Below are 23,551 nucleotides of genomic sequence, written 5' to 3'. Positions count from 1 at the left end.
AAAAAATTAGGGCTTGATGCAATACCAAGCCCCCATACAAAGATATTCAAAAGAATTTTTATTGAGTATTCTTCTCAAGAATTCCCTGTGTGTAACATTAATCGAGAGTTTGCCACCAACCGAAAGCAGGACCAATAAAACGGACAGTAACCCAGATAGCTACCATTGCACCAATACCAAACCAAGCACCACGAGTCGTAAGCTTGACAAATTGTTCTGCTTGGCTCTTAGTGATGGGAACCCACGGTAGAATGTTTTCTCCTTGACCGTATTTTTCTCCCAGTGCTGATTTCCGACGTTTTGCTTCACCCATAATCGCTAATTCAAAATTCAAAATTTAAAATTCAAAATCTTATCGACTCAAGACCTCTAATGCTGATAATAGCTTAATTTGGGGATGAGCAATGGTTAATAATTAATGAATGGGAGTGAATCATCTTGCTTGGAGCAAACATACTGTGCCACCACATTTATCATGATTAATTCCATCTGTTTGTAAAGTTCTTTTACTTTAAGACTTATACATTGACAGAAAAGTAAAAATAGGAGGGTGTGAGCTTCAGCACCGCTTGATTTTCTGTTCGTTACTAAGCATGTCTGAAGGTATCCGCTCCATGAAATATTACCAATCAGCTGCAAATATAAAACTAAAGGTGAAAACTAATGAACTCCAACCTAGATAATTCAATTAATCCTGATACTGTCACTTTTACCGATCGCACAACATCAGAACCAATAGAAACTAAAATAGAAACAGCCAATGGAGACATTCTGAGATTGCTAGAAGAGAGATTAATTGTCGATCGCACAAAACAAAAAGTTGGCGAAGTTGTGATTCGCAAAGAGATTGAAACTCGGATGGTGACGGTTCCAGTTCGCCGCGAAATATTAATTGTCGAACAAATTAGCCCTGAAAATAAGCAATTAGCCAGTATTGATTTAGGTGGGGAAGAAATTTCTGGAATTGAATTAACATCACCAGAAATACGCGAAACCATCAACCAAAATCAGCAATTAAGTAGCGAGTTAACAGTTAGCGGTGAATTTACCTCACCCAAAATAGCTAGTTTATTATTAAATGCGATCGCCATGGAACGCCACAATGGCTGCAAAAGTATTCACATTACCATTACGGTAGATGACGAAGAGCATCAACAGCAATACCAAGAATGGTTTGCACGTACTTCGCAGAATGCCACGGGGAAGTAAGCGACACAATACCCAGCTAGGTAATGACGTAGTGATAAATTTTTGGCACTATCTACTAACTTGATGACTCTTTTCAGCCAAAAGTTGACCCATTCCAGCCCCACATATAACCTTTAGAGTCAGCAAACTCAATATAAATCCTGTTTTTAGGTACACCCAAAACTTGATTAACTTCCTGGCAAAAATCTTGACTCATCGACTGAGTTTGCTCAGACTGCATCGAACCCACACTTTTGATTTCGATATAACATGTCGGCTCAGTATTTCCCGCAAACGTCATCGGCACATCTGACTCGAATGCCGTCATCACATAGGATTCAGGTTTGCCAGTATGTTTAGCTAATTTTGCCGATAAAATTTTTAACATTGCTTCCACATCATTTTTTGCAGGTGCAGAAACCGAGGTTTGGACTTTAATTAATGGCATAATTTTGATTGATTTTGATAACTAGATTTTAGATTATCTGACCTCTTTTTATTCTTCGCGGAATAAACGACTGTGGGCAGGATGGTAAAGATGCGATCGCTGATTCTGATGATTATTTTCAGCCAGCGCCGGACTCACCACATAAAGTGTGGTGCGAATCAACTCTTCTTGGTGCGTAAATTCTGCCATCTCGGTTAGAGGCACAACCGAAATTTTTTCATCATCCCATCCCAAGCGATAACAAACAGCTACAGGTGTATCTCCAGGATAATGTGCCAATAACTTAGCTTGTGCATTTTCGACATGACGAGCGCTGAGATACAAGCACAGGCTAGCTTTGTGCGCCGCCAACGCAGTTAATTCCTCATTTTCTGGAACTTCCGTGCGTCCACTAATCCGCGTCAAAATAATAGTCTGGACTAATCCTGGTACAGTTAATTCGACTTTGAGTTTCGCCGCCGCCGCTTGAAAGGCGCTAATTCCCGGAATCACTTCAAAAGGAACTTCTGCTTCAGCCAGTAAGTGCATTTGCTCATGAGTGGCACTATATAAACTAGGATCACCAGAATGCAAGCGAACGACAGATTTTCCCCGACGCACCTCCTCAACCATGACAGGCAAAATATCCTCCAAAGTCTTATTCGCCGTCCGCATGATTTTCGCATCCTGTTTACAAAAATCGAGTATTTGGACTGGAACCAAAGAATCTGCAAATAAAATTACATCAGCCCTAGTTAAAATTTTGAGTGCTTTAACTGTTAATAAATCAGGGTCTCCAGGACCAGCACCAATAATATAGACCGCAGGTTTGAGGAGGAAATTGGAATTTTCGCGACAAAGTTCTAAAGTAATATCACGCATAAAAACAGGCAGAAAAATTTATCAAGAAAAAAAAATTGGGAATTTTGTCAGTGACTCTCCGGATGATGCCCCTATATCTAGTAGAGGTGATTGGTAGATGCACCCTGGTTAAGCCCTAGAGAATACTCTGGGGCATTTTTTATTTTTTATTTTTGGTTATTTCTACTCATCCCGCATTCTCAGTTTCATCAACAGCAGCAACGACATCAGGAAGGGGACGATTTTTGAGATAAAGCCACCACAGCCCCAAAATACCCAATCCAATACCAATGAGGCTGATAAATTGTGCTATTCGCAGTGGTCCCAACATTAAGCTATCGGTTCGCAGTCCTTCGATCCACAATCGACCTAAGCTGTATGCTGCTAAATAAATTAGAAATAGCGTGCCAACTTTTAATTTGGACTTATTCTGTTGCAGACTCCGAAAAAATAGAGTTAGTAGTAAAGCAAAAACTCCTAGATCCCAGATTGATTCGTAGAGAAATGTCGGATGAAAATACTCAACATTGAGAAAATCTGGGGGACGGCGATCGCGAGGAATATATAATTTCCACGGTAGATTGGTAGGACTACCAAAAGCCTCGGAGTTAAAGAAATTTCCCCAACGCCCGATCGCCTGTCCTAAAATTAGTGATGGCGCAACCAAATCAGCCATTTGCCAAAAAGCAACTTTTTTTAATTTACAGAAAATTAAAGCCGCTAAGGTTCCACCAATTATGGCTCCGTGGATGGCTATACCCCCTTCCCAAATCGCAATTATCTTTCCCGGATTGCGTGCATACTCCGCCCATTGAAAAATAACGTAATATAGTCTCGCAAACGGAATCGCCCCAATAATTAACCAAATCGATAAATCGCTTAATAAATCTGGGTTAACATGACGACGCTTCGCCAAGTATTGAGATAAAGTCACACCTAGAAGCACAGCTGTAGCAATTAGCAAGCCATACCAACGTACTGTTATTGGTCCCAGTTGAAATACAATTGGTCCAGGGGAAGTAAAGCGAAACGCCAAAGGCAAAATAGTTAAATCCAGTGTCATGTACAAATTCCTATAAAAGTTAAAAGTTTTTCCAAACAACGCCAGGTATTATCCCCTGTAAAATATTTTGTCTAATATTATTTTTGCGTGTAACTTCAAACTCCAAACTCACCACAGGATTGATTGTAATTCGCCTTGGCTGTATAGAAACGTAAATTTCGCCTTCTATATTTGAGTTATCTCCATCTTTAAAGCAGATAATGTATCATATAGCACTTGCATACTATTTCTCTAAAATCTAACTACATCTCAATCTCGGCATCACCCCCTCTCATTATCAGCGTCCCCGATATTGTGGTTGCTTTTGGAGAATTGCTATTTGTATCGTTTCTCCAAAATCTGGCAACACATAAGATGAATCTCCCTGTCTCTCCATCTCCGCGTCTCCGCGTCACCATCGGTTGTTTTCTTTTGGAGAATTGGTGTTAGATACTGGTGACTAAATGATCAACAATTAATCTCCAAGCATAATCTTATGTGGGTATCATAGTAATCACTCCAATTGCAACAACTTTGAGGCATCTATACCTGTGATTGCCATTTATCCCGGAAGCTTTGACCCCATTACATTAGGGCATCTCGACATTATCCAGCGTGGTGCAAAGTTGTTTGAGTGGGTAATCGTTGCTGTTTTGCGTAACCCCAATAAAACACCATTGTTTACCGTAGAAAAGCGGATAGAACAAATTCGTCAATCAGTAAAACATCTACCCAACGTTGAAGTCGATAGCTTTGACGGATTAACTGTAAATTACGCCCAGATGCGCCAAGCAGAAGTTCTATTGCGGGGTTTACGGGCAATCTCTGATTTTGAAGTCGAACTCCAGATGGCGCACACCAATAACACTCTTTCGACTCAAATCGAAACTGTTTTTCTGGCGACATCAAATGAGTATAGTTTTTTAAGTAGTAGTGTGGTAAAAGAGATTGCAAGGTTTGGTGGCTCTGTCAATCATCTTGTCCCTCCGCACGTTGCTTTAGATATATACCAATGCTACGCCCAAAATTATCAAGTTACGAATCCGAACAAAACGGAAGCAGTCCCATCCCTCAAGAACTCCCCAACGGAGTCTCCCCTGTAGAAGTGTCATCAGGGGACAGTTTGGACATTCAGCAGGAACTTAACCGCTTAGAGGAAATGATTCTCTCAAGTTTCCACATCCCTTTAACGCGGCGGACTGTGGTAGACGAAGAAAAGCTGCTTGATTTGCTTGATTTTATTAGAATGTCATTGCCGCAAGCTTTTGCCGAGGCAGCGTCAATAATTCAGCAAAAAGAGGAAATATTGCTAGAGGCAGAAGAGTATGGACAGAGAATAGTGGATGCGGCTCAAGCTAAACGCACCCAGATTTTGGATGAAAATGACATCATTCGCCAAGCCGAACGAGAAGCTGAACAAATACACCGGAAGGTGCAGCAAGAATGTGACGCAATGATGCAAGAAACTTTACAGGAAATCGATCTCCAACGTCGCCAATGCCAACAGGAATTAGAGGATATGCGACAACGTACTGTTGTAGAAGCTCAACAAATTGAACGAGGTGCTGATGAGTATGCTGATAGTGTCTTAGAACACATTGAGGAAGATTTAAATGAGATGATGCGTATTATTCGTAATGGCAGACAGCAACTTAACCCCAATAATTCGTCAGGGAAAAAGAAGTAGGGCTTGCTGAAAAAAGAGAAAAAAGAGTCTGGCTATTAGCTGTTAGCGATTAGCGATTAGCTATTAGCGATTAGCGATTAGCTATTGGCTTTTAGAATCAATAGTGTACGGATGATTTAAGTCTTATTTTTACTCTTTTCCTCCCTAACTGAACCGTATTGGGGATTCTCCCCCAAACCCCCTGCAAAAAGTCGGTTTGTTTTATTTGTAGTAATTGATTTATATTCTTAACTGAACTGTATTGATATATAATTTCCAAACTCAGTCAGTATATGTGCTTTTAAAAACTATTGCTTAGTGATTAATATGCATAAAATTATGTGAAATCATGATTTTGACATCTATAGCTTGCTTCTGAGTTTGATATATTTTGAATAAATGTAAAGCTATAATTACCAAACTGTTCTCTAAACCTGGCGATAAAGGATTGTGAGTGCCAAACGTCTACCCGAAACAACTGCCCATGTTAGGATTATCCGCCAATCCTGGCAGCACGGCTTACTCGAAGGCGAAGTCCATGCAGGTGATTTTGAATGGCACTTCCAATGGGATTTCCGCCAAGCAGAACTGACGGTTCAACCATCCCAGGGGCGTGCTTTAATCAAAGAACCGCTTGGACGTTTCTTGGAGCAAAAAGATTATCAACTCGAACCGGGTGGAGATTATGCATTTACGATTCGAGCCGAACTATAACGGTGCTGAGTGAGGAATGCTGAGTCATGATTTCGTAATTGCCAATTACAATTACAAATTAGCCAGCATCATTTGGCGAACTTAAAGCTGCAAAAAGTGACGAATAATCAGCCTGCGCTAACGACATTCGCATTGCTGTATCGAGTATGGCTCGTACACCTTCGATGCTATTAACATTCAAACCAGCATTTTTTGCTTCATCGATGAATAAATCTGTATCTTTGAGTAAATGCTTTGTAGGGAAATTGGGATTGTCGTAATTATTATCGAGCATTCTGGGCAATTTCTTGTCGAATGTCGGCGCATACAAGACACTTTCGCGCAAAATTTGCATAAAGATATCAACATCAACACCTTGGCGCTGGACAAACTTCAAACTGAGTGCGAATGAGGCTGTTAGCGAAGCAATTAATTGATTGAGTGCTAATTTTAACGCTGATGCAGTTCCTACTTGTCCTACATAGACTGGCTCGGAACCGAAATACTTAAGTATTTCTAGGTTTCTTTGATACTGTTCTCGGTGCGCTCCCACCATCACCGTTAACTTTCCAGCTTGAGCTTCGGGAATGCTGCCTAAAACGGGGGCTTCTATGTACTCTCCACCCGCAGCAACCACAGCATCGCGAATTTCTTTGCTTTCAGTTGGGGTAATAGTTCCCATTTGGATAACAGTTCTCCCAGCAAGCGATCGCCACGAAGTATCGGATAATAGAACACTGTAAATAGCGGGAGCGTTTGTCAACATCAAAACCACATAATCCGCAGCACGAATAGCGTGACGGGGATGAACCGCAATTTCTGCTCCTGCGGCTTGAAGTGGTGCTAATTTCTCTGGGGTGCGGTTGTAGGCAATTAGCTGTACGTCAGCCCCCAACAACCTCTGCGCCATTGGCAGCCCCATTAATCCAGTCCCCAGAAATGCCACCTTCATGCTTTGCTTTCCTAATACTTATTCTTGCTGTGTTTATATCTATCCTACCTAATTGGTTATTAATAATAGCTAAAATCGACATTTCATCGTGAATTAGTAATTTGTAAATAGTAAATATAGTCAATATACTGAGTAAAGCATCCAATCTTTGATTTAACTGTTACCGCTAAACAATTCTTTTGGCGATCGCAGCGTTAAAATTGCGATCGCACATAATAAAATTAAAATTAACCTCCAGCTGCAAATGTACTTAAAATTATTACCGAAAGCAAAATTCCAGGAGTGAGTAATCCAACTAACATTAATAAGTCGTGAGTAGTCATTGTTTTTACACCTTTGAATCGTTTCTTTCTAGACTGTAATCATTACAACACCTAACTGACTAATATTTTAGCCAAGATTAATTATGTTTTAATTTTTGCTAGCTAATAATTAAGTACGTGGTGACAGCCAAAACCAATCAGGTGAGCATAGTGCTTCCTCTCTGGGAGTCAAATATACTATCTTTGGGTATATAATCAAATCTACCTGCTGAGTGCTTAATAGTTAAGCTTTGTTGGGATAGGATGGATTAAAAGAATATGAATTATTCTGGTATTGCTAGTCCTTTTAATACTTGTGTAGCTTCTACATTAGTTAATCTCTTACTTTGTAATAGTACCCCAAAATTACCAACCCCCAAAGGGTCTAATAATTGATGTAATGAGTCGCGGCGACGTAACATCTCAAGCAGGGGAAGCTGAGAAACAGAAAGGGAAGCAATTCTCTCACCTAATCCTAAAGCCATTAAAAATAATCCCTGCTGCGTAAATCCAACTTTATTCAAACCGCAGCTTTCTCCCCATCTTTCCAAAGCAGTAAAATCAACGTGGGCTGTAATATCTTGTTGTCCGACTAAAATATAAGGATTATCGTGACGTTTGTGTTGATAATAGCATTGCAAAGTCCCCTGATTTCTTCGAGGATTATAGTAACGACTCGCTGGATAGCCATAATCAATTGTTAAAATATACCCTTTTTGTAGTTTTTCTCCTACTAAATTTAACCAATCAAGTGCAGCTAAATTTACTTCACTACGATATCCATCTGGATAATGACTAATATCAATTTTGTCTAATTCCAAATATTGACTTAGTTTAGGTGTTGACGGTTCATCGATAATTTCAATAAAATGCGGATATTCTCCTAATCCTACATAAATTTCCCTTAACTTTCCAGATTCCAAAGTAAACTGATGCACAGGAAAAGCATCAACCAATTCATTAGAAAAAAAACAGCCAACGATTGAATTATTTTCTATCTCTTCCCAATTGCACCACTTGAGAGTAATTTTTTGTGCAAAATCTTGCAGCTTTTCTTTTTGTACTTTCCTTAATCCTGGAGATTTTTCAATAATAATGTATTCTAAAACCGCAAATAAATCTGAATACTGTTGCTGACAATAGCTTAAAATATCTTCAGCCAAATAACCTTGTCCAGCACCCATTTCCACCAAAACAAAAGGTGCAGGTTTACCTAAAATTTCCCAGATTTGAGCAAATTGTACAGCCAACATTTCGCCAAAATCAGCCCCAAGATGAACCGAAGTAAAAAAATCTCCTTCCCTACCAATATTCAATGCTTGGGTGGAATAATAACCATATGTAGGATGGTATAGCACCATATCCATATACTCAGCAAAAGTAATACGCTGCTTGGCATTTACTTTTATCTGTTCAATGATTGCATCAATTAGGGCAGAATTAGATTGCATTTATAGTGAGGATTCCAGAGTTAATAATTTTAATTTTACTAATGGTTATGTCAGGTTCACCTAAATAATGACGATAACACTGAGGAGGAGATGCGGAGAAAAATTAATAATAACTGATTAATCAGATTGGATATTAGAGCTTATGTATAGAGTAAACCTTAAGATAAAACAAAACAGTTTCTTGGATTTAAGTATCGAGCATCATCTGAACTTTTGATGAGAAAACGGGTTTCTCCCTGCGCGACTATCCTTCAATTTACTTTATAAATGCTCTCTTAGAGATTTTATCAAGTATATTTTAAGTTAATATTTAACTTAAATTCTATCAGTATTAATTCATTTTCCTACAAAACAAAACTAGCATTATGCTATATGCTGAAAATACAATAAAGAATCTTTTTTTGGTCTTTAGCTTTAGTTTATAAATGTTTATAAATAAACTCTTATGATTTTACAAAATTGGCTTGTCTATACATTATTATCACTATTTTTATATGGTATCTGGGGGTTTTTCAGCAAATTAGCAACAAATTATATCGAGCCAAAAAGTGCTTTAGTATATGACATTATTGGTAGTATTGCAGTTGCTCTAATATTAATAGCCACTACGAAAATACAATGGCAAAGTGATATTCGTGGTATTTTTTACGCTATTTTAATTGGTATTGCAGGTGCTAGCGCCACATTATTTTTTTTAATAGCTGTCAGTAAAAGCTCTGTCGCCATCGTATTACCTTTAACTTCCTTATACCCAGGCGTAACAGTTGTTTTAGCATTTTTAATACTGCAAGAGCCAATTTCTTTACGTCAGGGATTTGGGATTTGTCTCGCGATCGCATCTCTCATATTACTCTGTGCTTAAAAAGATTCAAAAATATTTACGAGTTGAAAATAGAAGGTGCTGTGACTAAAGTATTTGCCCCCTGCTGCATCAATTCTACATGCGATCGCAACCAAACACGGGGTTCCTCACAATGATGGGCGACTAATAAACCCCACAATCCTTTGGGGATTAAAACAGGGACAACGAGATTCGCACGAACTCGCAAATCCCGTAGAAAATTTCGGTGACAATCTGTTATCGGCTCCGTTTCAATATCATTAATAGCTCGTACTCGTCCAGCTAAATATAGTCCCGCATACTCATCATTAAAACAATCATCCGCACCTGTAGAACCCAAAATCGAATACTCTGGTGAACTCAATGCCTCAAAAGTCACTTGTCCATGCCAGCGATCATAAAAATAGTACAAAACCACGCGATTTACTTGAAGCGAGTCGCGCAAGTCATTGACTGTTTTCCAAACCAGGCGATCGCGTTCGATTGTCCGATACAACCGATAAAGCACCGATTGTAATCCGCTCTCGAAGCAATCTCTACTTGAATTGGGGTGATTAAATTCTGACGATGAATTGATTTGCACGACTCAAATAATGGATGCTGACAGACTAGAAACTGAAAAATTACAACGTAATCACATACTTTCTATTATCGCCACATTTATCTCATTTAGTGATTAATTTTATCTTAACCTTTTCCCCATTCTCACAGTTCTATTATTACTGGGAATGATTGGGCAATTTCGATATTCATCTAATTTTAACTGGAATAATAGAAGCTGATGGAAATCATGAAATCAAAACTTTATTTTTGGATATTCGAGACAATTTTGCCCCAAAACACAAGCATTTACAACCATCAATTCCTTAATATTATGTAGTATTTTTTTGCAAAGTGAAACTTTTCTTTACGTAAATCAAGGGTTAAGCTGCTGAGGCACTGTTCAGTAAGTATGTAGTTAGAATGAAAACTCATCAAGATGGGCACTATAATCTTTTCGGGTTTTATTTTTTACTAAATCTAGCTAAATGACTTGAAAAAGCCAGATGCATAATCAAATTTTGATTTAATTTAAAATTATTGTTTATCTGCAAATAATTTAGAATTAATTCTTGATCAAAATGTTTCTCGCTAACATTTTGCCAAATTTAATTGTTATTGACAAGTAACATTTTTTCACCAATTTAAATTGGATTAAGGAAATATAAAGCTATAATCAAATAAATAGTTTTGCAATGTCATCTACTCATGGAGTTATTTACCATGACTTGCTCAACAAAGGTGATCGGATGACAAAAAGACTATATAGGTAGAAAAGACAAACAATTACAGCACTTTGCCATTCAAGGAATTATAGTATTTAGCTTTGAAAGCCAAGCTATCAAGCATTTTTACTACTTAACTCTGACCCTGACTATTAGTCTATATCCAGGATAATTGACTCGGCGTTGCTATGAGCAATTGCTAGATTTGCGATGACAATAAATTTAAATAAATGCTCCACCAAAATATATCGCATCAATCAATACCAAAAAATCATAAAAGTTGCAATTTAAACTTTTTAAATTATCCAAGTCCTTAAAATTTGAAAGAAGGAACTTGTAAAGTTTTATTTCGTTCAGGAGATGCACCCAGGAGAACACTATGCTTGACCTGATTCCCAAGTTAAACGACCACAACTTACCATATCCAGATACCATCCATCCAATTGTGGTTCACTTTGTAATTGCGATGGTATTGTTTTCCTTTACCTGCGATGTGATTGGTTACTTTACCAAAAACTCGCGTTTATTTGAGGTAAGTTGGTGGAATATGTGTCTGGCGACAGTCGCGATTTTCGTCGCCATTATTTTTGGACAATTTGAAGCCGGATTAGCAAAACCCTATGATGTGGTGCAACCAATATTGAGTATGCACACGCTGATTGGTTGGTCATTGTCAGGAGTGATTGCAGCGATTACAGCTTGGCGTTATGTAATTCGCTTAAAAACCCCAAATAATCTACCGATTCCCTATCTTGGTTTAGGATTAGTGCTGGCTTGCTTGGTATTTTTGCAAGTTTATCTCGGTGACGAACTGGTTTGGGTATATGGCTTACATACAGTACCAGTAGTTGAAGCAGTCAAAGAAGGAGTGCTGTAATGGAAACAGGATTAATTGAACAATTGCGATCGCAACTCGGTACAAACGGGCTTCCTTACGTTTTCCCCATTCATCCCAACTTAGTTCACCTGACACTGGGTTTATTCATCATTGGTATTACCTTTGATTTTGTGGGGGTACTTTTTCCGCTACAGCAACCCATCTTCAAATTTTTAGCACTTCCAGCAACACGTTCCAACTTTTTTGATGTTGGTTGGTATAACATGCTGGGTTCAGCAATCATCACATTTTTCACTTTAGCTGCTGGTTTCTACGAAATGATGCTGGCAGAACCCTCGGTAGAAGTGAAAAGTGCCTGGGGATTGAAAGCAATGGAAACAATGCTCTGGCATGGAGTTGGCGGAGTTTTCTTACTAGCTATCATCGTCGGCATGACTGTTTGGCGAGGATTACAGCGCTTTGTTTGGCGTAAAGAAGAAGACCGTCAAGTGCAGTGGACTTATTTAGTCGCAGGTATGGCTGTCATGTTTCTGCTGTATGTACATGGTACTTTAGGCGCACAACTAGCAGCAGAATTTGGAGTCCACAACACAGCCGATTATCTCCTCCGTGCAGGTGAAAATCCCAACGCATTTTTAAAGTAGTTATTGGTTAATAGTTATTGGTTAATTACCCAATATCCAATTCCCCATTCCCCACACCATGATGATCCGAAACATTTTTGTACTCATCGTCAGTGCGATCGCGATAACTGCGGCAAGTCTTTGGTTGGGACAACAATCCTATTCTTGGTTCCCAGTTCAAGCCGCAGCCGAATCACGTCTAATTGATGACTTATTTAGTTTTCTAGTCGTCATTGCATCGTTTATTTTTCTGGGTGTCACAGCCATCCTACTGTATTCAATTGCCTTTCACCGTGCAGCACCTAACGACACCAGCGATGGTCCTCCCATAGAAGGAAATATTGCTCTGGAAGTAGTTTGGACAGCAATACCCATTGTTCTAGTAATTTGGATTGCCACTTACAGTTACCAAGTCTACGAACAAATGGCGATTCGCGGACCAATGGAAGTTATGCATTTGCATCTGCCCAAAGCAATGGAATCAGCATATGCATTCCCTTGGGATAAAAAACCAGCAGTTGAACCAGAATCTGAAGCGATCGGCAACGGAACCATTAATGTTATTGCCAAACAATGGGCTTGGGAATTTCATTATCCTTACAAGAATGTCTCCAGTACCGAATTACATTTACCTGTAAATCAGCGAGTTCATCTAGCATTACAGTCGGAAGATGTTCTTCATGGTTTTTATGTACCTGCATTCCGAGTTAAACAAGACATCATTCCCAAACACACAATTGACTTTGAATTTACTCCGACTCGCGAAGGTACATACCGTTTGATGGACTCGCAATTTAGCGGTACATATTTCGCGGCGATGGAAGCCAATGTTGTCGTCGATTCATCAGCAGCATACGAAAATTGGTTACAGGAAGCAGCAAATAAAAAACCAGCCCCAGCCAAAAATCAAGCTGCCCAAGAATACGCAGCCAACCAATCAAAACCCTTCCAAAACGGTTGGCAAACAGTAGTGCCCGCAGCACCTCCCATAGTCAATTATTCAGGCTGATATTTAGTTACGAGTTATGAGTTATTCACACAGAACCAATAACCATTACCCAATAACTAATAACTAATACCCCATAGCAATTAACCAAACATGACCAACACCAACGTTGAAAGAGTCTCCAGCGTTGTCTTAGAGAAACATCACCATCTACCTCCGACAACCTGGAAAACTTACTTTAGCTTCAGTCACGACCACAAGGTAATTGGTATTCAATATCTTGTGACTTCATTCTTTTTCCTTCTAGTTGGCGGTATCTTCGCCATGATTATGCGGGGTGAACTGCTGACCCCAGAAGCTGATTTAGTAGATAGAACCGTTTACAATGGCTTGTTCACCATGCATGGAACAGTCATGTTATTTGGTTGGACATTCCCTTCCCTCGTCGGATTTGCTAACTATCTCGTACCCTTGATGATTGGGGCGAGAGATATGGCATTCCCTCGTCTCAACGCAGCTGCATTCTGGATGGTTCCAGTTTCCGGTGCGTTGCTGATGGCAAGCTTTTTGGTTCCCGGTGGACCTGCACAAGCTGGTTGGTGGTCATATCCCCCAGTTAGTATCCAAAATCCTACAGGTAACCTAATTAATGGTGAATTTATTTGGTTACTAGCGGTGGCAATTTCCGGTGTCTCCTCAATTATGGGGGGAGTCAACTTTGTCACCACTGTGGTGAAAATGCGTGCCCCAGGAATGAGCTTTTTTCGGATGCCTTTATTTGTTTGGGCAGTTTTTAGCGCTCAGATTATTCAGTTATTTGGATTACCTGCATTGACTGCGGGGGCGATTATGTTGTTGTTTGACTTGAGTGTCGGCACAGCATTTTTTAATCCAGCAAATGGGGGAAACCCTGTTTTATTCCAGCACTTATTCTGGTTCTATTCCCACCCTGCCGTTTACGTAATTATTCTGCCAATATTCGGGATTTTTTCGGAAATATTCCCCGTTTATTCCCGTAAACCCCTATTTGGTTACAAAGTCGTCGCCATTTCCTCGTTGATGATTGCGGGTGTGAGTGCATTGGTGTGGGTTCACCACATGTATGCTTCCGGCACACCTGGTTGGATGCGAATTATTTTCATGATTTCGACAATGTTCGTTTCCGTCCCCACAGGTATCAAAGTATTTGCTTGGGTGGCAACAATGTGGCGCGGTAAAATCAGCCTGACAACACCGATGCTGTTTGCGTTGGGTGGTTTGATCATGTTTGTCTTTGCTGGTGTCGTTGGCATTATGCTGGCTTCAGTTCCCATCGACATTCACGTCAACAACACCTATTTTGTTGTCGGACATTTCCACTATGTCCTTTACGGAACAGTGACGATGGGCTTATTTGCCGCTATCTATCACTGGTTTCCAAAAATGACCGGACGTATGTATTACGAAGGGTTAGGTAAATTACACTTCTGGTTAGCATTCATTGGTACTAACTTGAACTTCTTCCCGATGCACCCATTAGGATTACACGGGATGGTGCGTCGAGTCGCATCATATGATCCCGAATATACTTTCTGGAATGTAATCGCCAGTATTGGTGCATTCTTGCTAGGTATGTCTACACTACCATTCATCTTGAACATGATTAGTTCTTGGATTAACGGTGAAAAAGCACCAGATAATCCTTGGCGAGCAATTGGTTTGGAATGGTTAGTTTCTTCACCTCCACCGGTCGAGAACTTTGAAGAAATTCCCGTTGTTGTTTCTGGACCCTATGGTTACGGTACAAATGAGCCGTTGGTTGCAGGTTCCCATCATCAGGAGTAGCGGGAAAGGGTAAGGGGAAAACTCGTAATGCATTATCCCTAATACCCAATCCCCATTACCAATACCCATTAACCAATACCCAATAAATCAATGGAAAGTTCTGTTAATACACGTATACAGCATTCCGTAGAACATGCGATCGCCCATGAACATGATGAGGAAGCCAATAAACAGTATGGGTTTATAGTTTTCCTACTGTCGGAAAGTGTGATTTTCCTCAGCTTTTTTGCGGCTTATGCTGTCACTAAATTAACTACAGCCGAGTGGTTGCCTGCTGGTGTCACTGGATTGGAAGTAAAAGAGCCGACAATTAACACTGTCATTCTGGTTTCGAGTAGTTTTGTCATTTACCTGGCAGAGAAGGCTTTACAACGCCATAATCTCTGGGGATTTCGCATATTTTTACTGCTAACAATGGCAATGGGTAGTTACTTTTTATACGGTCAAGCGGTGGAATGGGGTGGCTTAGAATTTGGCTTCACCACTGGCGTTTTTGGTGGGATGTTCTACCTCTTGACTGGATTTCACGGGTTGCATGTTTTAACTGGCATTTTGTTGCAAGCAATGATTTTGATTCGTTCTTTCCTACCGGGAAATTACGATAATGGGCATTATGGTGTGTTTGCGACTTCGTTATTTTGGCACTTCGTCGATGTAATTTGGATTATTTTGTTTATCTTAATTTACATTTGGCAGTAAGTAGTGACAGATTCAAAAATATTTATGTCAATGTAGAGACGTTAGATGTAACGTCTCTTTTGTTTGTGGTAAATTTCGTACATCATTAAAATTACTAAAATTACTAAAATTACTGTGATCGCAATATCCAGCGAATCTATAATTCCCTTTCCCAAAGCAGTAAATATAATTATTCAACTATAAATTTACACATTTTTCGCCATTAAACTAGCTAAAGTAGAGACCATTTCTATTGTTTCCACGGGTTTGGGGATATGAACGGCAAACCCCATTTTAAACGCTCGTCCACGTTCCTCTGAATTGTTACCGGAAACGATTGCAATTATTGGTATAGATTTACGGGTATTTTTCTGAATTTGTTTGATCTGAGCAGTCAGTAAATCAGTATCATCGTTATTTATAAAAGCTAAATCTATCAACATCGCATCCGGTTTAACCAGATTAATTGCATCGAACATATCGTCGATGGTAATCAGAGCGATCGCTACTGCATGACGTTCCTCAAGGTTGCGACAAAGTGCTGTTGCGTCAGGTGATAGCACCAAAATCCTCATGTTTTCCAAGCGACAATAATTAAATTGATACTCTACTCGATGTTTTCTTCCCCATTCGCACATCATTTCGGTAATTGGGGTGAAAGTTTTACCGTGGGGGGTGAGAGCATATTCAACGCGAGGTGGGAATTCTGGAAATGATTCTCGATAAATTATACCCTCTTTTTCTAATTCCCTCAATTGTTGAGTCAATACTTTCTGGGTAATATTGGAAATTAATAACTTTAACTCGCTAAAACGTCGAGCATCTCGTCTCAACCACCAAAGTATAAGGCATTTCCATTTACCACCAATTGCTTCAATTGTCACTTCTACAGGACAGGAATATTTTTTGATATTAGTATCCATTTGGTAACTATTAACCCTTGAATATTATAATTTAGGCGCTCTGGGAATTAACCAGCAGCATAATTACTGGTGTACATCTTCTGGTAACATACCTCAAAGGAAAATAAAATATGCAAATTAGCGGTGCAGTTGTATTAATTACGGGAGCAAATGGTGGAATTGCCGCTCACTTTATTGAGCAATTACTAGGTTTAGGTGTCGCCAAGATATATGTATGCGCTCGTAATCTGGCAAAACTCAATCCTCTGCTAGCACTCGATCGCAATACTGACAACAATCGCATTATTCCAGTTGAATTGGATGTCACAAATCCTCAATCTGTTTTAAATGCAGCATCCCAATGCCAGGATGTAACTCTGTTAATTAATAATGCCGGAACATCGCTCAATCAGGGACTAATTGCCGCATCAGATATCGATAGTGCGAGAAATGAAATGGAGGTCAACTACTTTGGGATGTTGTCCATGTGTCGTGCCTTCGCACCTATTTTAAAACAACATGGAGGCGGTGCGATCGTCAATATTCTCTCACTGTTAGGAAAAGTTAATCTACCCTTTAGTGGCTCTTACAGCGCTTCTAAGGCTGCTGCAATATCAATGACTCAAGGTGTGCGGGCAGAACTTGCTGTACAAAAGACCCTGGTTGTTGCGGTGATGCCGGGAACAGTGGATACTGAGTTAGCGAAGGATTGGCCTAATCCCAAGGTAGCACCTGCGGAAGTCGCTTCTTCGGCTTTACAAGCGGTAATTGATGGTGTGGAGGATGTTTATCCTGGTGAACAAGCTGCACAGGTTTCTGCACAGTTACTCACCGATCCCAAAGGGGTAGAGAAATATATGGCAAGTTTTCTACCTGGTATGATGTTAGCTGGGACGAATGCGTAGTATAAAAATACAGATATTGAAACAGTAGTTCTTTATCTACAAAGCTTTCTATATCTTGACACTGTGCTTAATCGTGAAAAGCATGGTGTTTTTATTTACATTTGAGTAGATGGATGCGATATGCGATCGCATTCATTTATCCTCAGTTTTAACTATTTCCTGAAGTTTTTGTGCAGCTTTTTCAATGGAGTCAATACTTCCAGGATTTACTAACCCGTTATATTCAAAAACATAAACTTGATTAGTTTGTACTGCTTTTAACTTCTGCCAAAATGCTTGTTTTTTCAATCCATTAATTACTTCGTTCCCGGAACCAGCTTGGGGAGAATTGACAACAATGATTGTATCTGGGTTTGTTTCTAATATTTTTTCGGCTGAAAGGGTTAAATATCCTGGTATGGGACTTTTTCCTTGTAATTCTGCGGCAATATTGTTGACGTTAAATTGCTGTAACATATCTCCTGCCCAACTATTTTTGTTGGGTGCCAGAATTGGCTGAAGACTGACTAGAACTAAAGTGGAAATATTGTTTGTTTTGGAATTAGATTGGCTTGTATTAGCTTGAGTTGTTGATAAAAAAGATTGATACCGTTTTAATAATGGTTGCGGGTCTGCACCAATTTGCTGTGCTAAACTTTTGGTTAATTCTTCTAGTGCTTGCCAACTATTAGTCTTTGTTTCTAATGTATTAATGTTTAATTGTTTTAAGCGCTGAGTTGTTGAGTCTGTAAAACCTGATGCGCCAATGACTAAATCAGGTTTGAGGGCAAGAATTTTTTCCAAGTTTGGCTGAGTTCTACCTTCGGATACGCGGGGAATATCTTGGAAGCGAATATCATTATTAATTAATTGTGTACCGGAGATACCAACAAGTTTTGTTTTATCTAGTTGGTAAATTATGTCTGCCGCTAGTGATGTGAGGGCAACTACTCTATCTGCGGTGTTTTGGGTATTATTTACTGTTGGTTGTTGGGTGATTGATGGAGTACAAGCAACAAAAATGAGGCTGAAGAGAATAGCGAAAAATGATTGAACTAAGCGGTAATGCATGGGTACTTTGGTTCTTAAAGTTGATAATTAATCACTGATAATATTGACTACGCGATCGCATCATATTGCATTCACATTGCATCACTACAAATGATGATTTATAAACACCCTGGAAGAGAAAATTAGAGACAATTTACGGTAGGAAATATTTAATTAATTTGCTAACCACAAAGCCACATTCCGCACATAAGCTTTGATATCATCTAATGCGTGTGGTTCATTTTTCATCCCATTTCCTGGGGCTTCATCTACAAATGTTGGACAACCTTTTTCAATATCCCAATTGTAATCAACCAAGTGATGAAAACTAGAGTTTGCTACTGCCCTACCTAACATATTTCCTTCTGTATCTCGATGATGCTCAATTGCTACTACTAAATTAAAATCACGTCCAGTAATTAGACTTTTACTCAGGGCAATTACTCGTGTATTGGGATTATTGGGAACTGCGCCAATGCCACCTTCATGGGGATGTGCCGGGAATAATTCAATTATTCCTGATGGTGAATGAGGATTTTTCAAAAGTTCATGAACTGGTTCAACAATAGTAACTTTTTGATAGTCTCCGTTGGCTCCAGAATGGTAGTTAGGGTAATTAATATAGGTCGTGTAGGGGTCATCGCGATTTAAACGGGTGTCGTCAGGATCGGGATTTTGACTGTAGAAATAATGGGTATCGCCAATATCAGTAATACCACACATGGAACAGCCCATATCTTGATGATCACGGGTTGTCAGGATACCACCTCCGCGTTTGCGGAATGCATTTATACCGGCGATATCTTTCTCACTCAAACCGTCACCAACATCTAGCGCAAATAACCAAAGTTCATCAAAATCAGATTGATCGAGGGAACTAAGAATTGGATCATTACCTTCAATATCGGTAACTCTGTCTCGTCCAACCACTTGACATAAGGGATTACCTGCTTCGTCCTGTAATGATGCTAAATAGTCATGTAGCATCGAGAAACGGGCAATACTCCAGTCATCTGTGGTTGTGGGAATTGTGGTTTGTAGGAGGATGCGAATCGGTGTCACCATTGCTTGCACTCTTGAGCTTACACAATCATGTATGTGAACTATTTTGTCGCAATGTCGGGACTATTTGACGGATTTCCACCCTAATTTTTAATAAATAAGGCAATTGAGATGAATATAAAAGCTCTCAAAAATTGTAATTTCTAGTTTTCCTGATTTACTGGTAATAATTTCTCCGTAAAAGAGTCATATCATGTTCGGCTAATCACTGACAATTAAAATTTCTCCGCGTCCCCGCTTCTCTAAATCTCCGTCTCAGTCTTAATAATAAGTATTTAACTGGACATGATATCAGGCGATCGCATTGGATGTAAAATCGCTAAATGCAGTTGTTGACGTGTTTCCAATTGCAGATAACGTGTTTGTAAAGGTTGCCATTCTTGCCATAATTGCTGACGTTTTTCTGCAAGCAAATTCACAAATGTTGGCAGTTTTTCACTAAATTCTTTGCCGAAAATATCTACAAACCACTCTTCTAAAACATCAATATCGTGAATTTCTCCCAATATTTCTTGAATATTCTTGACTTCAGCTAAATACCCTGCATAGGTTTCGTCGTAAAAGTCAACAAATAATTCCATTTGGTAACGCAGTCGTTTTGCTTGTTTTCGCAAGCTATGCAGAACTTCATTATTTCCTGCTAACAAGTTGTATTTTATAGAATTATGCAATTCCGATAATTTAGATGACTTGTCAATTGAAATATTTTGATGCCATGAACTTCCAAATTGCCAACCGGGATGTAGCAAAAATGCACTTACTTCCGGTAAAAGTAAATCGGGAAGCACTAGTTCAATCACCAGTGTGGCTGATTCTTGATAACTTGGTTCTGCCAACCAATCATTTAAAGAAGACTTGAGTGATTTATAAGCTACATCTTTTAATGTTTTGGTGACATTCACTGCTACATTTTCGCGCTGTTCGTGAAAGACATCAAACACTTTTTGGAGATATTTTAGTTCTGGGGAAGGTAAACTCGCTTGAAAATTTGCTTCTATATTTTCCTTAAGTACGTCTAAATCCCTTAATTCGCCCAACTTGCGAGCAATTTTACCAATATTGCGATCGCTTACAGATTTCGGCAAACTTAAAACAAAACTAAAACTACTCACCACGGTTCGCAACCGTCGCATACCCACACGCATTTGATGCAAGGCTTCTGGGTCTTCATCTTTCTTTACAGACTTTTCCCACTTTAAGATTTTTTTAAAGTGCTTTTGTATTGCTTGGTAAGTATAGTCGCCTAAATTATTGATGATAGGTGTTGTTGCTAAAGTCATGATGACACCAGTATATTGATAGATTTTTAAGCTTTACTCAGTTTGAAAACATTACAATTCACTACTTATACATCTTTTGTAAATTTGGGATGACAATTTTCCCTTAACTGCTAAAGAGAAAATTAAAACAATAACAAATTTGACTTAAATTCCAGCTTACATGGCATACAGCATATACTAACTCTGTCCAACGTTATATGTATACGCTAATAAATTTAATATTGTGATACTTCTATTGTTTCTCTTCAGTAATATTTTCTCGAAATAACATGATGTGATGAGTTGAAAAACGCACATTATAATTATAGTGCCATACTTTCAACTTGTATTTCAGATGTATAATTCTCAACCGATTCAACAAATTCTACTCAAATTCAATCAGAGTTTTCAAGAACACAGAGAAGACATATCAGCAGTATTACTATCTCCCGAACAGCACCTCTGGTTAGGTTCTGACGAAACCTCGACAATAGAACGTCTCAGTCTGATTGATGCCGATAATTTTGCCAAACACCAACAATATCAAGTAGCAGATTTCATCAGTCTCCCAGCTCTACCATCAGAAGAAATTGACATCGAGGGATTAGCATACGATGACTATTATCTTTGGTTTGTAGGTTCCCATAGCTACAAACGTAAAAAGCCAAAACCAGAAAAAACCGATGCTAAAAATGTGCAAAGACTAGCAAAAATAGCAACTGAACCTAACCGTTATATCCTGGGGCGTATTCCCCTTGTAAATGGAGAATTACTGAAATCATGCCCACATCCAAAAGATTCCACTCGCCAATTGAGTGCAGCTAAACTCGAAATCACACCAATGGGTAATCTGCTGATGGAAGCACTAGCAGATGATCCACATTTAGGTGCTTTTATTCAAGCAATGATTCCAGGTAAAGACAACGGATTTGATATTGAAGGCATTGAGGCTCAAGGTAATCGAATTTTTCTCGGTTTGCGTGGTCCAGTTTTGCGAGGTTGGGCTGTAATTCTAGAAATAGCATTAGAAGAAAGTATTTCTGGATTGTTAAAATTATCCCCAATTGGTGAAGATGCCAAGGGGTATAAAAAACATTTTCTTTTCTTAAATGGCTTAGGTATTCGAGATTTATGTCGCGAAGGCAGCGATTTGCTAATTTTAGCAGGACCAACAATGGACTTAGACGGACCAGTACAAGTATATAGGTTAAAAGAGAGTGGCGATTTACAAGCAGATATATTTAAGGAACCCGAATTAGCTCTGGAAATTCCCTATGGAAATAGAGATGATCATGCAGAGGGAATAACTTTATTTACAGATATATTGGGGAAATCTTCGTTACTAGTAGTTTATGATTCACCATCAAAAACTAAAAGAGTTATTGGTGAAGATAGTATTTTTGCTGATGTGTTTAGTTTAGAGACTGGGAAATAGGAAAAGATAGAATAGGGAATAGGTAAATAATTATGTATTATTAATATTCAGTACCTCATTCCCCATTCATTAAAGATTATTTAAAGCCTGATGAAAAAAGCATCCATCTTTAGTGATTGTGCTGTAATTTAAATAAGATTATTCATATTTACCGAATGTGATGTTGTTTTACTTGTTCTCATTTATTGTTTGCTCTTCAAGTCATATCCGTATTTGAGAACAATTTGAAAACTCATTCTGATAACTAAACCAGGGTAATCCATCCAGTATTAAGTTAAATTTATTTGAGAGTGTGAGGATTACTATAATGATGTATAAAAAAGGCGTATTTTTATCAGTTGTAGGATTAATTACTACAGGTTTATTGCTTAATGATATTACTCAGCAAGCATTTGCAAGTGAAGGTGAAATTACTGATAAAATCGTGAATAATCACGAAAATATAAAACATAAATCTGGTCAAACTTTACCTGAAAAATCACACAATAATTTATTATTCAACACTAGTAATAATATCCTTACCCAAGGATTAAATATTTCTGATCGAGCCGCAGACTTAGAATCACCAGAGAATCATAGTCTCAACATTGAAATTACTAGTCAACCTCTCGAATTAGAGCATTTTTGTCGAGATTTCCCAGATAATCCTTACTGCAAAAAGTCATCACACTCAACCTTACCAACACAAAAAAAAGAAAATGAGATATCGAGACAATCAACACCTTCGCGCCGGAGTAGTTGGGCTGTAACTCCGGAATTAGGAACCCTTGGAGTCGGTGCTTCTGTAACTAAATTATTAACATCTAACTTTAATGCCAGGCTGGGCTTAAATGGTGCTGCAATTGGTCTTGGTGGATACCAAAAGCGTAAACAAGAAGTCACCTACGATGCTACTTTAAATTTATTGAACCTGTCCGCTTTAGTTGATTATCATCCCTTCAAAAACTCTGGCTTTCGTGTTACTAGTGGCTTGGTATTTAATGATAGTAATGTTGAAGGAAAAGCGAGAATCAAAGATGGTGTAACTTTTGAGTATGATGGCAATCGTTATACAAATAAAGATATTGCTGCGGTGAAGGGAAAAGTCTCATTTCCTCATCAGATTGCGCCATATATTGGTATTGGTTGGGGTAATGCAGTGAAACCAGGAAAACATTGGGGCTTTTCGGCAAATGTAGGTGTTGTTTTGGCTGGTTCTCCACAAGTCAATTTGGATGCAACTATTATTAATGATAGTTTACGTGACCAAATTAATAGTGATTTGCGAGTTGAGAAAAAAGAACTTGAGAATGATTTAAAAGGATTTAGCGTTTTTCCAGTTCTCTCATTAGGAGTTTCTTATCAATTTTAATTGATAGATTA

General features: G+C 38.8%; 24 protein-coding genes. 13 read left to right on the top strand and 11 right to left on the bottom strand.

Translation table 11 applies throughout. From position 1 onward, the window contains the following. Positions 1–97 precede the first annotated feature (97 nt). Positions 98–313, bottom strand: a complete 216-nt coding sequence (locus VB733_RS10600) for a DUF2839 domain-containing protein (protein WP_323340058.1) — start codon at positions 311–313, stop codon at positions 98–100. 350 nt (positions 314–663) lie between these two features. Between VB733_RS10600 and VB733_RS10595 the strand changes: the two genes are divergently transcribed. Beyond that, the gene (locus tag VB733_RS10595; RefSeq protein ID WP_323340054.1) at positions 664–1,209 is read left to right on the top strand and encodes a DUF2382 domain-containing protein; all 546 of its coding nucleotides are present in this window, start codon (positions 664–666) and stop codon (positions 1,207–1,209) included. 73 nt (positions 1,210–1,282) lie between these two features. Here the strand turns inward: VB733_RS10595 and VB733_RS10590 are convergent, their stop codons facing one another. From VB733_RS10590 to lgt, 3 genes are all read right to left on the bottom strand, one after another. Next, positions 1,283–1,636, bottom strand: coding sequence for a phenylpyruvate tautomerase MIF-related protein (locus tag VB733_RS10590; RefSeq protein WP_323340053.1), 354 nt, complete (start codon positions 1,634–1,636; stop codon positions 1,283–1,285). A gap of 48 nt (positions 1,637–1,684) precedes the next feature. Beyond that, the gene (gene cobM / locus VB733_RS10585) at positions 1,685–2,497 is read right to left on the bottom strand and encodes a precorrin-4 C(11)-methyltransferase (protein ID WP_323340052.1); all 813 of its coding nucleotides are present in this window, start codon (positions 2,495–2,497) and stop codon (positions 1,685–1,687) included. Between the two features lie 166 nt (positions 2,498–2,663). Then, positions 2,664–3,539: a prolipoprotein diacylglyceryl transferase gene (gene lgt, locus VB733_RS10580; protein WP_323340051.1), complete on the bottom strand. Its 876-nt coding sequence runs from the start codon at positions 3,537–3,539 to the stop codon at positions 2,664–2,666. A 530-nt stretch (positions 3,540–4,069) separates the two neighbouring features. On the opposite strand from lgt, the gene coaD reads away from it, so the two are divergent. The 3 genes from coaD (at position 4,070) to VB733_RS10565 (ending at position 5,898) form a co-directional block, all read left to right on the top strand. Continuing rightward, a complete protein-coding gene (gene coaD, locus VB733_RS10575; RefSeq protein WP_096610706.1) occupies positions 4,070–4,621 on the top strand; it encodes a pantetheine-phosphate adenylyltransferase in 552 nt (183 codons plus the stop codon). Further along, on the top strand, positions 4,531–5,205 hold the full coding sequence (locus tag VB733_RS10570; protein ID WP_323340050.1) for a DivIVA domain-containing protein: 675 nt from the start codon (positions 4,531–4,533) through the stop codon (positions 5,203–5,205). The genes coaD and VB733_RS10570 overlap by 91 nt, the downstream gene beginning before the upstream one ends. 429 nt (positions 5,206–5,634) lie before the next feature. After that, on the top strand, positions 5,635–5,898 hold the full coding sequence (locus tag VB733_RS10565; RefSeq protein WP_323340049.1) for a DUF3146 family protein: 264 nt from the start codon (positions 5,635–5,637) through the stop codon (positions 5,896–5,898). A 58-nt stretch (positions 5,899–5,956) separates the two neighbouring features. Here VB733_RS10565 and VB733_RS10560 read toward each other — a convergent pair whose 3' ends face one another. Then, positions 5,957–6,829, bottom strand: a complete 873-nt coding sequence (locus VB733_RS10560; RefSeq protein ID WP_323340048.1) for an NAD(P)-dependent oxidoreductase — start codon at positions 6,827–6,829, stop codon at positions 5,957–5,959. 586 nt (positions 6,830–7,415) lie between these two features. Beyond that, on the bottom strand, positions 7,416–8,582 hold the full coding sequence (locus VB733_RS10555) for a class I SAM-dependent methyltransferase (RefSeq protein ID WP_323340047.1): 1,167 nt from the start codon (positions 8,580–8,582) through the stop codon (positions 7,416–7,418). A 445-nt stretch (positions 8,583–9,027) separates the two neighbouring features. On the opposite strand from VB733_RS10555, the gene VB733_RS10550 reads away from it, so the two are divergent. Continuing rightward, complete coding sequence (locus VB733_RS10550; RefSeq protein ID WP_323340046.1) at positions 9,028–9,444, top strand: EamA family transporter; 417 nt, start codon at positions 9,028–9,030, stop codon at positions 9,442–9,444. 16 nt (positions 9,445–9,460) lie between these two features. Here the strand turns inward: VB733_RS10550 and VB733_RS10545 are convergent, their stop codons facing one another. Further along, positions 9,461–10,006, bottom strand: a complete 546-nt coding sequence (locus VB733_RS10545; protein WP_323340045.1) for a GAF domain-containing protein — start codon at positions 10,004–10,006, stop codon at positions 9,461–9,463. A gap of 1,061 nt (positions 10,007–11,067) precedes the next feature. Here VB733_RS10545 and VB733_RS10540 point away from each other — a divergent pair. The 5 genes from VB733_RS10540 to VB733_RS10520 all read left to right on the top strand — a co-directional run bounded on the left by VB733_RS10540 (position 11,068) and on the right by VB733_RS10520 (position 15,618). Continuing rightward, on the top strand, positions 11,068–11,565 hold the full coding sequence (locus VB733_RS10540; protein WP_323340044.1) for a DUF2231 domain-containing protein: 498 nt from the start codon (positions 11,068–11,070) through the stop codon (positions 11,563–11,565). Next, positions 11,565–12,170, top strand: coding sequence for a DUF2231 domain-containing protein (locus VB733_RS10535; RefSeq protein WP_323340043.1), 606 nt, complete (start codon positions 11,565–11,567; stop codon positions 12,168–12,170). Before VB733_RS10540 ends, VB733_RS10535 begins: the two co-directional genes overlap by 1 nt. Positions 12,171–12,228: 58 nt before the next feature. After that, on the top strand, positions 12,229–13,158 hold the full coding sequence (locus VB733_RS10530; protein WP_323340042.1) for a cytochrome c oxidase subunit II: 930 nt from the start codon (positions 12,229–12,231) through the stop codon (positions 13,156–13,158). Between the two features lie 90 nt (positions 13,159–13,248). Further along, complete coding sequence (ctaD, locus tag VB733_RS10525; RefSeq protein WP_323340041.1) at positions 13,249–14,919, top strand: cytochrome c oxidase subunit I; 1,671 nt, start codon at positions 13,249–13,251, stop codon at positions 14,917–14,919. A 90-nt stretch (positions 14,920–15,009) separates the two neighbouring features. Continuing rightward, entirely contained in the window at positions 15,010–15,618 is a 609-nt protein-coding gene (locus VB733_RS10520) for a heme-copper oxidase subunit III (protein WP_323340040.1), read from the top strand. A gap of 185 nt (positions 15,619–15,803) precedes the next feature. Here VB733_RS10520 and VB733_RS10515 read toward each other — a convergent pair whose 3' ends face one another. Then, positions 15,804–16,520, bottom strand: coding sequence for a winged helix-turn-helix transcriptional regulator (locus VB733_RS10515; protein WP_323340039.1), 717 nt, complete (start codon positions 16,518–16,520; stop codon positions 15,804–15,806). Between the two features lie 110 nt (positions 16,521–16,630). Here VB733_RS10515 and VB733_RS10510 point away from each other — a divergent pair, with 110 nt between their 5' ends. Further along, entirely contained in the window at positions 16,631–17,404 is a 774-nt protein-coding gene (locus VB733_RS10510; protein WP_323340038.1) for an SDR family oxidoreductase, read from the top strand. Positions 17,405–17,536: 132 nt separating this feature from the next. Here the strand turns inward: VB733_RS10510 and VB733_RS10505 are convergent, their stop codons facing one another. From VB733_RS10505 to VB733_RS10495, 3 genes are all read right to left on the bottom strand, one after another. Beyond that, positions 17,537–18,454 (bottom strand): ABC transporter substrate-binding protein, encoded by a 918-nt coding sequence (locus VB733_RS10505; protein WP_323340037.1) that lies wholly within the window; start codon positions 18,452–18,454, stop codon positions 17,537–17,539. Positions 18,455–18,607: 153 nt separating this feature from the next. Further along, entirely contained in the window at positions 18,608–19,498 is an 891-nt protein-coding gene (locus VB733_RS10500) for a hypothetical protein (protein WP_323340036.1), read from the bottom strand. Between the two features lie 272 nt (positions 19,499–19,770). Then, positions 19,771–20,775 (bottom strand): CHAD domain-containing protein, encoded by a 1,005-nt coding sequence (locus VB733_RS10495; RefSeq protein WP_323340035.1) that lies wholly within the window; start codon positions 20,773–20,775, stop codon positions 19,771–19,773. A gap of 334 nt (positions 20,776–21,109) precedes the next feature. On the opposite strand from VB733_RS10495, the gene VB733_RS10490 reads away from it, so the two are divergent. Further along, positions 21,110–22,189, top strand: coding sequence for a DUF3616 domain-containing protein (locus VB733_RS10490; RefSeq protein WP_323340034.1), 1,080 nt, complete (start codon positions 21,110–21,112; stop codon positions 22,187–22,189). A gap of 307 nt (positions 22,190–22,496) precedes the next feature. Further along, a complete protein-coding gene (locus tag VB733_RS10485; RefSeq protein WP_323340033.1) occupies positions 22,497–23,540 on the top strand; it encodes a hypothetical protein in 1,044 nt (347 codons plus the stop codon). Positions 23,541–23,551: the final 11 nt, after the last annotated feature.

The organism is Calothrix sp. UHCC 0171 (genome assembly GCF_034931845.1).
Classification (GTDB): domain Bacteria; phylum Cyanobacteriota; class Cyanobacteriia; order Cyanobacteriales; family Nostocaceae; genus Brunnivagina.
Note: the sequence above shows the minus strand (reverse complement) of the source record. Positions and strands in the feature narration are given on the sequence as shown.